This is a genomic window from Aeromicrobium sp. (assembly GCF_036675695.1).
Taxonomy (GTDB): domain Bacteria; phylum Actinomycetota; class Actinomycetes; order Propionibacteriales; family Nocardioidaceae; genus Aeromicrobium.
This window is the reverse complement of the sequence record NZ_JAKFEL010000227.1, coordinates 1-12,948: the sequence shown is the minus strand read 5'-3', so window position 1 is coordinate 12,948 and position 12,948 is coordinate 1. Positions and strand designations below refer to the sequence as shown.

The window sequence follows — 12,948 nt, the reverse complement described above, 5'->3', positions numbered from 1 at the left end:
CTGCCGCGAGAGCTCGAGCACGTACACGTTCATTCCGCCCGCATCACCGTCACCCGGCTGATCGAGCGGGGATGTGTGTGCCGACAGCATCGCAATGCGCTTGAGCATGAACACCCGCCTTCCACGTCCATTCTGACAGTTCGGGCCAACGTCGTCTCCGGCCGTCCGTCTGCAACCATGAAGGCATGAAATCTGCCGTCGTGACCGGAGCCAGCAGCGGTATCGGAGCGGCCTCGGCGCGGGCGCTTGCCGCCGCGGGATATCACGTCATCTGCGCCGCGCGCAGGATCGACCGGCTCAACGATCTCGCCCGCGAGATCAATGGCACAGCCATCGAGTGCGACATCACCGACGCAGCACAGGTCGCCAACCTTGCGGCGCAGGTCGGCGACAGCCTCAACGTTCTCGTCAACAACGCCGGCGGGGCATTCGGCTCCGATCCGGTCATCCAGAGCGATCCCGATCAGTGGCGTCGCATGTACGAGATCAACGTCATCGGCACGATGCAGGTCACCAAGGCTCTGGTTCCAGCGCTTATCGCCAGCGGTGCCGGCACGATCATCAACATCGGCTCAACGGCCGGCCGATGGGCGTACGAAGGTGGTGGCGGCTACACGGCTGCCAAGCATGGCGTCGCCGTACTCACCGAGACGCTCCGCCTCGAGCTCAACGGCCAGCCCGTACGCGTCTCTGAGATCGCACCGGGGATGGTGCACACCGAGGAGTTCTCCCTCGTACGTCTGGGTGACAAGTCAAAGGCCGACGCCGTCTATGCGGGCGTCGCCGAACCTCTCCTCGCCGAGGACATTGCCGACGCCGTGCAGTGGGTCGCGACCCGACCGCAGCACGTCAACGTCGACTTGATGATCGTCAAGCCGATCGCCCAGGCTGCGGCACACAAGGTGCACCGCAGCTCCTGACGTACCCGCTATCCCGCCTCCTGGCGCCCACCTGGTTTGACCTACTGCGCTGGGCTTGGAATGGTGAATGAACGGTCATCAACCCAAAAGGAAGGACCGTCCTCCATGGTCAGCGCTCCCAACACTCGCGCTGAACGCCCCGGCCGACTCTCACAGATTGCGCCAGGGGTCTTTTACCCGGCACTGATCATCCTGAGTCTCGTCGTCGTGCTCAGCATCGCCTTTCCCGACAAGACCGGCGAGGTTCTCGCTTCGGCGCAAGACAACGTCATCGGCGGAATCGGCTGGTACTACACCCTCACCGTCACAGGCTTCGTGGTCTTCGCCCTCTGGATGGGCATCGGTCGATTCGGCGATATTCGGCTGGGCAAGGACGACGAAGTGCCCGAGTTCAGCCTCAAGGCGTGGTTTGCCATGCTGTTTGCCGCAGGAATGGGCATCGGCCTGGTGTTCTGGGGTGCAGCCGAGCCGCTGACCTTCTTCACAGATCCCAAGCCGGGCGTCGCAGGCACCGAGGCGGAGCTGGCGCAGAGTGCCATGTCACAGGTGTTCCTGCACTGGGGTCTGCATGCCTGGGCCATCTATGTGGTCGTCGGTCTGGCCATGGCCTACTCCATCCACCGCAAGGGCAATCCGGTCTCGATCAGGTGGGCGCTGGAGCCGCTGCTCGGCGATCGTGTACGCGGGCGACTCGGCGACGTGATCGACGTCGTCGCGATCGTGGGCACCGTGGCCGGCGTGGCCACGTCACTCGGGCTGGGCGTATCGCAAATCTCTGCAGGCATGGTTCATCTGGGTCTGATCGACAGCGCGTCCAAGGGCTTCATGGTGGCGCTCATCGTTGCCATCTCCGCCATCGCAATCGTCTCTGTGGTCTCCGGCGTCGGCAAAGGCATCAAATGGCTCTCGAATGCCAACCTGACACTTGCCGCTGTGTTCATGGTGTTGATCTTGGTGCTCGGTCCGACGCTCTTCTTGCTGCGTGACTTCGTCCAGAACCTCGGTGGCTATGCCGCCGAGATCGTCCCGCTCAGCTTCAACACGAGCGCGTTGGCCGGCGAGGCCGGCATCGAGTGGCAAGGCTTCTGGACGACCTTCTACTGGGGTTGGTGGGTGTCGTGGGCACCATTTGTCGGCATCTTCATCGCCCGCATCTCTCGCGGCCGTACGATCCGCGAGTTCGTGGCCGGGGTGCTTCTTGTACCCACCCTGGTGTCGGCGATGTGGTTCACCATCTTGGGTGGCACCGCGATCCTGCGGCAGATGCAGGACGGCGACTTGCTCAACGACGACGGCAGCATCACCAGCGAGAACGTGCTCTTCGACGTGCTTGAAGGTCTTCCGGCCGGTTCGCTGTTGTCTGGCCTCGCCATCCTCCTGGTAACGATCTTCTTCATCACCTCGTCCGACTCCGGTTCACTCGTGGTCGACATGCTCGCCTCCGGCGGCAACCTTGAGCCACCGACATGGAGCCGGGTCATGTGGGCCTCGATCGAGGGCCTCGTGGCCATCGGGCTGCTGCTAGCCGGGGGCCTGGCAGCCTTGCAGACCGGCGCCATACTCACAGCAGTCCCGTTCAGCGCCATCATGATCGCCATGGCATTTGCCACCTACAAGGCACTGAAGGCAGAGCACAACGAGATCGAGCGACTCAACCGCATGGCGCGGCAGAAGGTGCTGCGGGCCGAAGTTGGCGAACACGTCACCGAGCAGCTCGTCGAGAACTTCGACGACCACTTCGGAGAGAAGGTCGACGACCGCATCAGCCAGGCGATCGAGGAGAACGAATCCTCATCCTGAGCTGTTGAGCACGCGAGAGGCCCCGCCGGCGAACCGGCGGGGCCTCTCGTTGTGCTGCTTGGTCAGTGCATGACGACGGGCTCCACGTCAGTCGTGCCGTCCTCATCGTCGAGCAGGTGCGCGACCTCACGCTTGCGCGGCAGGAAGAACACCGGGATCAGCGTGAACAGCAGGACGCCGAAGGCGACCCAGTAGGACGTCTGGAAGGCGTCCGCCAGATCCTGGAAGCCCTTCTCGAGTCCCGCCGCCGACACGTTGAGCGCGTCGACGAGCTTGCTGCCCTGGTCGGTGTGCGAGCTGGCCGCGAGCTGAGCAGCCGTGAGACCACCGTCGACCCCCGGGAGCTTCTCGGATCCTGCGAGGACGTCGTGACTCTTCATGGCGTTGGTCAACACCACCGAGATGGACGCGATGCCGGTTGCACTGGCCACCTGCTGCGTCACGTTGAGCAGCGTCGAGCCTCGGGCGACATCGGCCGCCTTGAGCGTTTTGAGTGCCGATGTGAACAGGGGCATCATCGTTGAGCCCATGCCCAGCCCCGTGACGAACAGCCACGCCATGATCTGCACGTTGGAGGTACCGGGATCGGTGCTCTGCGACAAGCCGAACAAACCGATGAGGATGCCGATGAAGCCGAACGGCACGATGCGGCCGACCGGGATCTTGTCCGTGAGCGCGCCCGCGATCGGCATGGTCAGCATGGCGCCGATGCCCTGGGGCGCGATCAGCAATCCGGCCTGCTTCACGGAGTCGCCGTTGACCTGCTGGAAGTAGGTCGGCACGAGGAGCAGCGCGCCGAAGAACGCCGACGCGAACAGGAACATCGTGATGATCGAGATTGTCAGGTTGCGGTTGGCGAACAGTCGCAGATCGAGCAGCGGGTGCTTGGGTTTGAACGACCAGAACACGAACGCACCGATCAACGCCAGACCGATCATCATCGGTACGAGCACCTTGGTGGCCGCCAGAGTGCCCTCGCCCGGGATCGAGGAGACGCCGTACAGCAGCGAAGCCAAGCCCGGCGAGAGCATGATCATTCCGACCCAGTCGAGGGACTCGCTCGGCTCGGGAGCGTCCTTCGGGAGGACGTTGAACGCGTAGATCAGGCCGATGATGCCGATGGGCAGGTTGATCAGGAAGACCCAGTGCCAGGATGCTGCGTCGATGAGGACGCCGCCGAGGATGGGGCCCATGATCGGGCCGAGCAGCATCGGAATGCCCAAGATCGCCATCAGGCGTCCCATTCGGTGCGGACCCGCCGCCTTGGTCATGATCGTCATGCCAAGCGGCATCAGCATGCCGCCGCCGAGGCCCTGGAGGACACGGAAGCCGATGAGCGCCTCGATGTTCCAGGCCGTAGCGCACAGCAGCGAGCCGATCGTGAACAGCGCGATAGCCGTCAAGTAGAGGCGCTTGGTGCCGAAGCGGTCAGCGGCCCAACCGGTCAGCGGGATCACCGCCGCCAGGGCGAGCATGTAGGCCGTGGCGGTCCAGGCCACCGTCGAGTAGGCGAGAGGCTCGCCGCCGCCGGACAGCTCAGTCTGGAACGTGGGAAGTGCGACGTTGACCACCGTCACGTCGAGGATCGACATGACGGCACCGATCACGACGACGCCGGCGATCTTGAGGAGGTCCGGGGTGATCTTGTCGTCGTCGGGGATGGTGTCGACTTGCGAACTCATTCAGGGGTCTCCTGTGTCTCCGGTCGCAGGACGTCGCCCGCGAGAATGGGTTGAAGCGCGTCCTGAAGCCTGTGGGCTTCATCGGCGCTGAGCCGGGACACCATCGCGCGAAGTGCCGTGCGACGGGCCTCAAGGTGTTGGTCAGCCACGTCGTGGCCGGCTTTGGTGAGGGTCACGAGCTTGACCCTGCGATCGTTCTCGTCTTCCTTGCGCTCAAGGAGCCCCATCTTGACGAGCTGGTCGATGTTGCGCCCGGTCGCCGCGACCGACAGTCGAATCTGCTCGGCGATCGCGTGGATGGGTAGCGGTCCAGCGGCCTGGGCCAGGACGAACACGGTCTTGGCCTGGCTGATCGAGAGCTCGAGCTCGACGAGCCGGTCGATGCCCTGCGCCTCTGCACTGCTCATGCAGCGCAAGAGGAACTGCTGTAGCGCCTCTTCGAGCTGGGTGTTGGTGGCCATCCCGAAATACTAACAGGCACGCAACTATTGCAGAAGCGGCACTATTGTTAACACGCAATGAACAACGAGTGACGGAGAGCCGACGACTCCCGTCGTTCTTCGTGGATCTATGCTCGCGGCCATGCAACGACGCCAGTCCTCGACGCCTCGTGAGCCGTGGGTTGACGTCGCCAAAGGCCTCGCGATCATCGCGGTGGCCCTCTACCACTCAGCGCTGCTCGGGATGGGCGCCGACCTCGTCGACGACTCGTGGAGGCAGATCAACACAGGTCTCTCCCGAGTCCGGATGCCCCTGTTCTTCTTCGCCTCGGGCCTGTTCGCGGCGAGCGCAGTCCAGCGCCGTTGGCCGAGGCTCTGGTCCGGGACGATGGCGAAGCTGGCCTGGTGCTTCGTCATCTGGTCGGTGTTCAGGCTCGCCTACTTGCAGGTCCTACCGCTCCCGTCGCGACCGCAAGACGACCTGCACACGTTCCTGATGGGGCCGATCTGGCCCGTGTGGCTCTGGTATCTGCATGCACTAGTTCTCTTCTACGTCGTGACGAAACTGATGTACGGCCGCATCCCGATCGCCCTCCAGCTGGCTGGCGCGGCAGTCCTCTCGGTGCTCGCGCTGTCGTCGGTGCTCGACATCTCGAATATCGGATATCGCGGCGCGGCGAAGTTCTATGTTTTCTTCCTCATTGCCGCACACTTTCGCACCACACTGATCCCCCTCATCGCACGGACCCCAGCCTGGTTGCCACTTCCGCTGCTCGCGCTGTTCGGTGGCGCTTCCGTTGCAGTGAGATCCCACGAGGACGTCCAGGGAGCCGTCCTGGCAGTGTGCGTCGCCGGGGTTGTTGCGAGCTGCGCGACTGCTGCAGTGCTGTCCCGCACCCGTCTTTCCGCACCGTTCTCCTACCTCGGACAGCGAACCATCTACGTCTACGTCTCCCACGTCTTTCTGGTGCGCCTGGCCCTACTCTTCCTCGAGCAGCTGCCAGAGGACACCACCCGTCCGATTGCCATGATCACGCCTGTGCTCGTGGCTGCATGGGCTGTCACTGGCTCGATTCTCCTATGGCTGCTGTTCAAGCGAACGCCGCTCAACGTCCTGTACGAGCCACCGTCCTGGTTCACCGGTGACCGCCGGACAAGCCGCACTGAGGGGCCGCGGGCGGTCCCGGGAGCGCGTGAATAGCGTCACCTTTGCTGCGCCGGGCGCTCACGGATTTCGGGCACGGCGCACATCCCCGTAGACTTAATCGGCTTTGCACTCGCAAGCCCTACTCCACGCTCGAGGACACTCTTCGCATGCCCATTCGCTCTGACCTGCGCAACGTCGCAATCGTCGCCCACGTCGACCACGGCAAGACGACGCTCGTCGACGCCATGCTCCAGCAGCAAGGTCACTTCGACGAGCACCACCAGCTCGCCGAGCGTGCCATGGACTCGGGAGACCTGGAGCGCGAAAAGGGGATCACGATCCTCGCCAAGAACACCGCCGTTCGCTACAACGGTCCCGGCGCGCCCGATGGTGGCGTGACGATCAACATCATTGACACACCCGGCCACGCCGACTTCGGTGGCGAGGTCGAGCGCGGCCTGTCGATGGTCGACGCAGTCATCCTGCTTGTCGACGCCTCCGAGGGTCCGCTCCCCCAGACGCGCTTCGTGCTCCGCAAGGCGCTCGCCGCCAAGATGCCGGTGGTCCTGGTCGTCAACAAGGTCGACCGCCCCGATTCACGTATTGCCGAAGTCGTCGACGAGACGTACGAGCTGTTCCTCGACCTGCTCGAGGACGGCGCCAACCAGGACGCCCTCGACTTTCCCGTCGTCTACGCCTCCGCCCGCGCCGGTCGCGCCTCGCTGACGCAGCCTGAAGACGGCGGCATGCCCGACAGCGACAACCTCATCCCGCTGTTCCAGACCATCATGGAAGCCGTACCCGCCCCGGAGTACACCGAGGGCGCGCCGCTTCAGGCCCACGTCACCAACCTCGACGCTTCCCCGTTCCTCGGCCGCCTCGCCCTCGTACGCGTCTTCGAGGGCACCCTCAAGAAGGGCGCCCAGGTCGCCTGGATGAAGCACGATGGCACGACCGAGAAGGTCAAGATCACCGAGCTGCTCGTCACCAACGAGCTCGAGCGCGTACCCGGCGAGAGTGCTGGCCCCGGTGACATCGTCGCCATCGCCGGCATCCCTGACATCACGATCGGCGAGACACTTGCCGATCCTGACAACCCGATCGCACTGCCGCTCATCACAGTCGACCAGCCCGCCATCTCGATGACGATCGGTACGAACACGTCGCCGCTCGCCGGCCGCGAGAAGAACACCAAGGTCACCGCTCGACTCGTCAAGGACCGCCTTGATCGCGAGCTCATCGGCAATGTGTCGCTCAAGGTCCTCGAGACCGCTCGTCCTGACGCCTGGGAGGTCCAGGGTCGTGGCGAGCTCGCGCTGGCCATCCTCGTCGAGCAGATGCGCCGCGAAGGCTACGAGCTCACCGTCGGCAAGCCGCAGGTCGTCACGCAGGAGATCGACGGCAAGGTGCACGAGCCGATGGAGCGCCTGACGATCGACGCACCCGAGGAGTACCTCGGCACGATCACCCAGCTGCTCGCCGTTCGTCGCGGTCGCATGGAGCAGATGATCAACCACGGGACCGGCTGGGTCCGTATGGAGTTCATCGTCCCGGCGCGTGGCCTGATCGGCTTCCGTACCGAGTTCCTCACCGACACTCGCGGTACCGGCATCGCCCACCAGACGTTCGAGAAGTACGAGCCGTGGGCCGGCGAGATCTCGACCCGCCCGTCGGGCTCGCTCGTCTCGGACCGCGCAGGCGCTGCGACGTCCTACGCCATGACCAACATCCAGGAGCGCGGCACGCTGTTCATCGAGCCGGCGACCGAGGTCTACGAGGGCATGATCGTCGGCGAGAACTCGCGCTCTGACGACATGGACATCAACATCGTCCGCGAGAAGAAGCAGACCAACGTCCGCTCCAACGCCGACGAGTTCGAGAAGCTCGTGCCGCCGCGCAAGCTGTCGCTCGAGCAGTCGCTGGAGTTCTGCCGCGAGGACGAGTGCGTCGAGGTCACCCCCGGCAACGTACGTATTCGCAAGATCATCCTCGACGCCACCGAGCGCGACCGGGCCAACCGCCGCGCCAAGAAGTAATCAGAGCACTCCGCGGGGGCGGAACTGCACGCTGATGCGCGGTCCGACGGGGCGCGCGGTCTTGAGGATCGCGTGTTCCCAGGTGCGCTGGCACGAGCCACCCATCACGACAAGGTCGCCGTGGCCCAGCGCGAAGCCAATCACCTCGCCGCCATCTCGAGGACGTAGCGACAATCGGCGGGCAGCACCGAGCGAGACGATAGCGACCATGGTGTCCTCGGTACGTCCACGGCCGATGCGGTCGCCGTGCCAGGCAACACTGTCGCGTCCGTCGCGGTAGTAGCAGAGACCCGCAGTCGCGAAACGCTCGCCAAGCTCGTCCTCGTAGTGATCGCTGAGCAGCTCCCGCGCCTCGGTCAGCAACAGATCGGGCAAGGCATCATCGCGTCCGTAGGAACAGACAAGGCGAGGCACGTCGACCACGGAGTCGTACATCTCGCGCTGCTCGGCCCGCCATGGAACGTCAGATTGCAGACGCAGGAACAAGTCGTCGGATCCCGCCACCCAACCGGGCAGCACATCCACCCAGGCACCACGCGTCAACGGCGTACGACGCGGTGCGAGCGCTCGAATCTCAGGCGTGACACCCGCATCGAGCAGTGAACCCTGGAAGTACTCGTCCATGAACAAAGCCTACGCCTGTTCGAACACATGTTCTAGACCGCAGCGATGTCGCGCCTCTCGAGCAGAAGGTGACCGGCCACACTCAGAGCGACAGCGACTGCCGCGACTGCAAGCCACGGACCCAGCGCAAAGGACTCCACCGGCATGATCGGCATATGGTCGAACGGCGAGACACCCGTCAACCAGCCCGGGAGACGCCACAGGGAGCCGAACAGCATTACGACAGCACAGAAGACCATTCCGAGCCATCCCGCAACCGCGATTCGTGCCGAGATTCCGTAGAGCAGTCGAGTGACAGCCGACAGCACGAGCACCGCCGGCGTGTAGGCCAGCGCCGATCCGGTGAGACGCCCGACCTGTGACAGGTCGCCTGCCACCAGCCCGTAGACGAGCCCTGTACCGAAGCCGCCTGCGAGGAGTACCGCTACGACACCGATCACGGTCACAGCGGTGTGCCCGAGAGCCCAGCGCACCCTCGGCAGCGCCGTCGACAACAGTGGCTCGAGACGACCACTGAGCTCCTCGCCCCGCGGACGGGCGGCAGAAGAGATCGCATACGCGCTCGTGATCACGGCGATCATCAGGATCGCCGATCCGTAGAACCCGTCCACCATCGAATCGGCACCGGCGGCGACAAACGAGTCCGAGAAGCCTGAATCGCCGAGCAGACTCTCCACGTCGTTGCCGATCGAGCCGTAGGACACGCCCACCAACAACATGCCCAAGGTCCAGCCCATCAGGGCGCCGCGCTGCAGCCGCCAGGCCAGTCCGAATGCCCCGATGTCACTCGTGGCCGGCCCACGACGCGTCGGCCAGACCCCACTACCGAGATCCCGGCGATCGAGGAGGCGCCAAGCCACCGTTGTGAGGAGTGCAACAGTGAAGACCGAGATTGCGACGGGCCACCAGATCTCTCCCGCATAGGCGCGCATCGCCTGCCCCCATCCGATCGGCGAGAGCCAGGACAACCCGTTCTCGGCCACGTCGCCCGCGGCCCGCACCACGTACGCAACACCCATCACGGCGCCCGTCAGTCCATACATGGAACGCGTTCCCTCGGTCAGCTGTGCAGCAACCAGTGCGACGGCCCCGAACACCAAACCGGCGAGCGTTGCAGCGACCCCGAGCGACGCCGACCCGGCGACTGGCAATCCGTAGGCAATCAAGCTGAGTGCAATGCCGGCACCGAGCACCGCGTTGGCGATGGCGACAACGGCTGCGGTCGCGATGATTGTGGAGTGCCGTCCGACAGCCCCGGCACGGACGAGCTCTTCTCGACCACTCTCTTCCTCCGCCCGGGTGTGACGCCCGACGAGAAACATGCTCATCAATCCGGCCACGATCGCGCCGAATGCACTGGATTGCCAAGCCACCTGTCCGCCCACGGTGTTGAGCACCCGCGGAGGCCCGGCCATCGCGATGAATCCGGCGTTGGACTCCATGCTGGCTGCGGCGCGGTCGAACTCAGCTTGCGTGGTGTAGAGCCCCTCGACGCTGATCGCCTGCGACCAATACAGGATGACCCCGCCGACCACCCACCACATCACCATCCATCGATCACGTCGGACGAAGAATCCCACGAAGGTTCGAGCACCGGTGACAGACCTCATGACACGGCACCCTCGGCGACGACGATCTCGTCGCCATAGTGACGAAGAAAGAGCTCTTCGAGAGTCGGTGGCTGAGATGTCAGGGACTGGATCCCGAATCGACCGAGAGCCTCGAGCACCGTACCGAGCGCAATTGTGTCGACCTCGCAGACCACACGACGCCCCTCGACCACCAGATCGTGCACCCCGGCGAGCGCCGCCAGCCCCGCCGGCGGATCGGCCAGCTCGGCGGCGACTGACGTGCGGGTCAGGTGACGCAGCTGCGACAAAGTGCCGGACTCGACAGTCCGACCCGAACGGATGATGCTCACTCGGTCGCAGAGCCGCTCGACTTCGGCGAGGATGTGGCTCGAGAGCAGAACCGAGTGCCCGCGATCCTTGAACTCATCGATACAGGAGGTGAACACCGACTCCATCAGGGGATCCAGCCCGGTCGTCGGTTCGTCGAGGATCAGCAGGTCGACGTCGGACGCGAGGGCCGCCACCAGGGCAACCTTCTGCCGGTTGCCTTTGGAGTACGTCCGCGCCTTCTTGGTGGGGTCCAGCTCGAATCGGTCGACCAGGTCTGCCCGTCGGCGGGGGTCGACACCGCCGCGAAGGCGGGACAGAAGATCTATAACCTCCCCGCCCGAGAGATTGGGCCACAGATTGACCTCTCCGGGAACGTAGGCAAGTCGCCGATGGAGCTCCGCTGCGTCGCGCCAGGGATCCTTGCCGAAGAGCGTCACTCGTCCTTCGTTCGCGCGAAGCAGTCCGAGCAGCACCCTGATGGTGGTCGATTTGCCGGAGCCATTGGGGCCGAGGAAGCCGTGCACCTCGCCTTGGGCCACCGTGAGGTCGAGCCCATCGAGCGCCGCGAACTTGCCGAACCGCTTGACCAGTCCAGAGATGTCGATGACAGAGTCCATGAACCCGACTCTACGCACGCACCGGGATAGGGTCATTGCATGTCAGAGGAGCCGTGGGATCAGATTCTCGACATGCTCGACCATCTCGCGAACACAGCGGCGACCACGCCGAACCTCGACGTCGAGGCGACGTTCGCCCGGCTCATCTCCGAGGCGATAGTGGAAGGCTTCGTGGACCCCGAGCTGCATGTCGATGACACAGCTCGATGGCTGACGGCAATGTTGGCGGCACACCGCGCCGCCCGTGAAGCGCACCCAGAAGTGCCATCCGACGATGACGGAGCCGTTCTGAGGCTCATCGTGACGCGATGGCTACACCCGCATCGGCTCGATCAGCGCGAGCCCCGTACCTGAGCGAGGTAGACCAGCGCGGCGACCGTGCCGACCAGACTGAGCAGCCCGAGCGGCCGGAAGCCGTCGACGACGTGCCCGGCAACCGCCAGCGCGAGGATGATGAGCCAGCTTCGCTTGGGCAGCGTCTCAATGTAGGTGAACTGGGCTGCCGGTCGGCCTACACAGTCGACCAGCGCGAACGCCTTGGCTGCGAACAGGGCAAGGCCAATGATCAGGGAAAGGCCGTTCTGGACCGCGAACAAGTCAGGCACGGATGCAGGCTATCGGGCGCACCCTCGGGGAAAAGCAGGACGGGCTCCCCCGAAGGGAAGCCCGTCCTGGGTGTTGGCGTGATTCAGGCCTTCTTGGCAGCCGTCTTCTTGGCGGCCGGAGCCTTCTTGGCCGGAGCCTTCTTGGCGGCCGGAGCCTTCTTGGCCGGGGCCTTCTTGGCCGGAGCCTTCTTGCCGGTCACCTTGGTGACAGTGGCCTTGGCGTCATCGACGAGGCCTTCGGCACGCTTGGTGGCGTCGTCAGCGAAGCCCTTGGCGGTCTTCGTGGCGTCGTCAGCGAAGCCCTTGGCGGTCTTGGTCAGGTCTTCAACCTTGAGGCCCTTGGCCTTGTTGACGAGCTCGTCGCTCTTCTTGACGAAGTCGGCGTAAGCAGCGGTCGCAGTGCCGAGCGCAGTCTGCGCGAGCTCCTGAGCCTGCTTCTGGAGGTCCGCAACGTCGATCTTCTTCAGCGTCTCGGGGAGAGCCTTGAAGTCTTCGACGATGGACTTGACCTGGGCGTTGATCGTGTCATTGATAGTCATGTTGTCTCCTGGTTTGCTTCGGTCACGGTTGCGACCAGTTGGGTGTCAGTGGCTTCATCGGTTCCGACGAAGGATCGGTAGATGTCGAGCAGTGCCGTCTTCTGACGCTCGGTGAGACGGGAGTCGAGGGCTATGGCGTCCTCCACCATCCGCGCTCCGCTCTCATCGGCATCGAGGATGCCGGCTCGAACGTAGAGCGACTCAGCCGAAATACGCAGCGCCTTGGCAATTTGCTGCAGAACCTCTGCCGACGGTCGACGCAGACCTCGTTCGATTTGGCTGAGGTACGGATTGGAAACATCCGTGAGTTCAGCCAGCTGTCGAAGCGACATCTGTGCCTGACCCCGCTGCTCACGCAGGTAGTCGCCGAGTCCTTCGACGGTCTTCTGCATGCTCAACTTGGCCATGCCTCAAGTGTGCTTGCAATAGTTAGCAAATGCAAGCAGGACGGCTTGCGACATGGGTCACACCTTGGTCATCGCTGCAGGTCAGAGGGGTCGTCAAAAGAATTCCGAGAAAAGTTGTAAGGACCTGTGGGGTCTGTGGCTCCTACCTACAAGCAAGACCACAGACCAACTGAAAACACACCACCAAAACCCACAGGAGAAATCATGAACCGCACCATCCGCAACCTGAT

The 12,948-nt window shown here is 64.1% G+C and carries 13 protein-coding genes; 5 read left to right on the top strand and 8 right to left on the bottom strand.

The features are described 5' to 3' along the window. The first annotated feature begins 185 nt into the window (after positions 1–185). Positions 186–920: an SDR family NAD(P)-dependent oxidoreductase gene (locus V6M39_RS14835; RefSeq protein ID WP_332644586.1), complete on the top strand. Its 735-nt coding sequence runs from the start codon at positions 186–188 to the stop codon at positions 918–920. Between the two features lie 105 nt (positions 921–1,025). Then, complete coding sequence (locus tag V6M39_RS14830) at positions 1,026–2,720, top strand: BCCT family transporter (RefSeq protein ID WP_332644585.1); 1,695 nt, start codon at positions 1,026–1,028, stop codon at positions 2,718–2,720. Positions 2,721–2,782: 62 nt separating this feature from the next. On the opposite strand, the gene V6M39_RS14825 is transcribed toward V6M39_RS14830, so the two are convergent. After that, positions 2,783–4,402, bottom strand: coding sequence for a DHA2 family efflux MFS transporter permease subunit (locus V6M39_RS14825; protein ID WP_332644584.1), 1,620 nt, complete (start codon positions 4,400–4,402; stop codon positions 2,783–2,785). Further along, complete coding sequence (locus V6M39_RS14820) at positions 4,399–4,863, bottom strand: MarR family winged helix-turn-helix transcriptional regulator (RefSeq protein WP_332644583.1); 465 nt, start codon at positions 4,861–4,863, stop codon at positions 4,399–4,401. Before V6M39_RS14820 ends, V6M39_RS14825 begins: the two co-directional genes overlap by 4 nt. 121 nt (positions 4,864–4,984) lie before the next feature. On the opposite strand from V6M39_RS14820, the gene V6M39_RS14815 reads away from it, so the two are divergent. Both V6M39_RS14815 and typA read left to right on the top strand, forming a co-directional pair. Further along, on the top strand, positions 4,985–6,043 hold the full coding sequence (locus tag V6M39_RS14815; RefSeq protein WP_332644582.1) for an acyltransferase: 1,059 nt from the start codon (positions 4,985–4,987) through the stop codon (positions 6,041–6,043). 113 nt (positions 6,044–6,156) lie between these two features. Continuing rightward, the gene (typA, locus tag V6M39_RS14810; RefSeq protein WP_332644581.1) at positions 6,157–8,025 is read left to right on the top strand and encodes a translational GTPase TypA; all 1,869 of its coding nucleotides are present in this window, start codon (positions 6,157–6,159) and stop codon (positions 8,023–8,025) included. On the opposite strand, the gene V6M39_RS14805 is transcribed toward typA, so the two are convergent. The 3 genes from V6M39_RS14805 to V6M39_RS14795 are packed head-to-tail and all read right to left on the bottom strand — an operon-like array spanning position 8,026 to position 11,167. After that, positions 8,026–8,649 carry an alpha-ketoglutarate-dependent dioxygenase AlkB gene (locus V6M39_RS14805; RefSeq protein WP_332644580.1) on the bottom strand — a complete coding sequence of 208 codons (624 nt, stop codon included), beginning with the start codon at positions 8,647–8,649 and terminating at the stop codon, positions 8,026–8,028. A 32-nt stretch (positions 8,650–8,681) separates the two neighbouring features. Then, a complete protein-coding gene (locus V6M39_RS14800; RefSeq protein ID WP_332644579.1) occupies positions 8,682–10,259 on the bottom strand; it encodes an ABC transporter permease in 1,578 nt (525 codons plus the stop codon). Further along, positions 10,256–11,167, bottom strand: coding sequence for an ABC transporter ATP-binding protein (locus V6M39_RS14795; protein WP_332644578.1), 912 nt, complete (start codon positions 11,165–11,167; stop codon positions 10,256–10,258). The genes V6M39_RS14800 and V6M39_RS14795 overlap by 4 nt, the downstream gene beginning before the upstream one ends. Before the next feature lie 39 nt (positions 11,168–11,206). On the opposite strand from V6M39_RS14795, the gene V6M39_RS14790 reads away from it, so the two are divergent. Further along, positions 11,207–11,521 carry a hypothetical protein gene (locus V6M39_RS14790; protein WP_332644577.1) on the top strand — a complete coding sequence of 105 codons (315 nt, stop codon included), beginning with the start codon at positions 11,207–11,209 and terminating at the stop codon, positions 11,519–11,521. Here V6M39_RS14790 and V6M39_RS14785 read toward each other — a convergent pair. The 3 genes from V6M39_RS14785 to V6M39_RS14775 all read right to left on the bottom strand — a co-directional run bounded on the left by V6M39_RS14785 (position 11,500) and on the right by V6M39_RS14775 (position 12,718). Then, positions 11,500–11,772, bottom strand: coding sequence for a DUF2516 family protein (locus V6M39_RS14785; RefSeq protein ID WP_332644576.1), 273 nt, complete (start codon positions 11,770–11,772; stop codon positions 11,500–11,502). The genes V6M39_RS14790 and V6M39_RS14785 overlap by 22 nt on opposite strands. A gap of 83 nt (positions 11,773–11,855) precedes the next feature. Then, positions 11,856–12,311, bottom strand: coding sequence for a hypothetical protein (locus V6M39_RS14780; RefSeq protein ID WP_332644575.1), 456 nt, complete (start codon positions 12,309–12,311; stop codon positions 11,856–11,858). Continuing rightward, positions 12,308–12,718, bottom strand: a complete 411-nt coding sequence (locus V6M39_RS14775; protein ID WP_332644574.1) for a helix-turn-helix domain-containing protein — start codon at positions 12,716–12,718, stop codon at positions 12,308–12,310. The genes V6M39_RS14780 and V6M39_RS14775 overlap by 4 nt, the downstream gene beginning before the upstream one ends. Between the last annotated feature and the right edge of the window lie 230 nt (positions 12,719–12,948).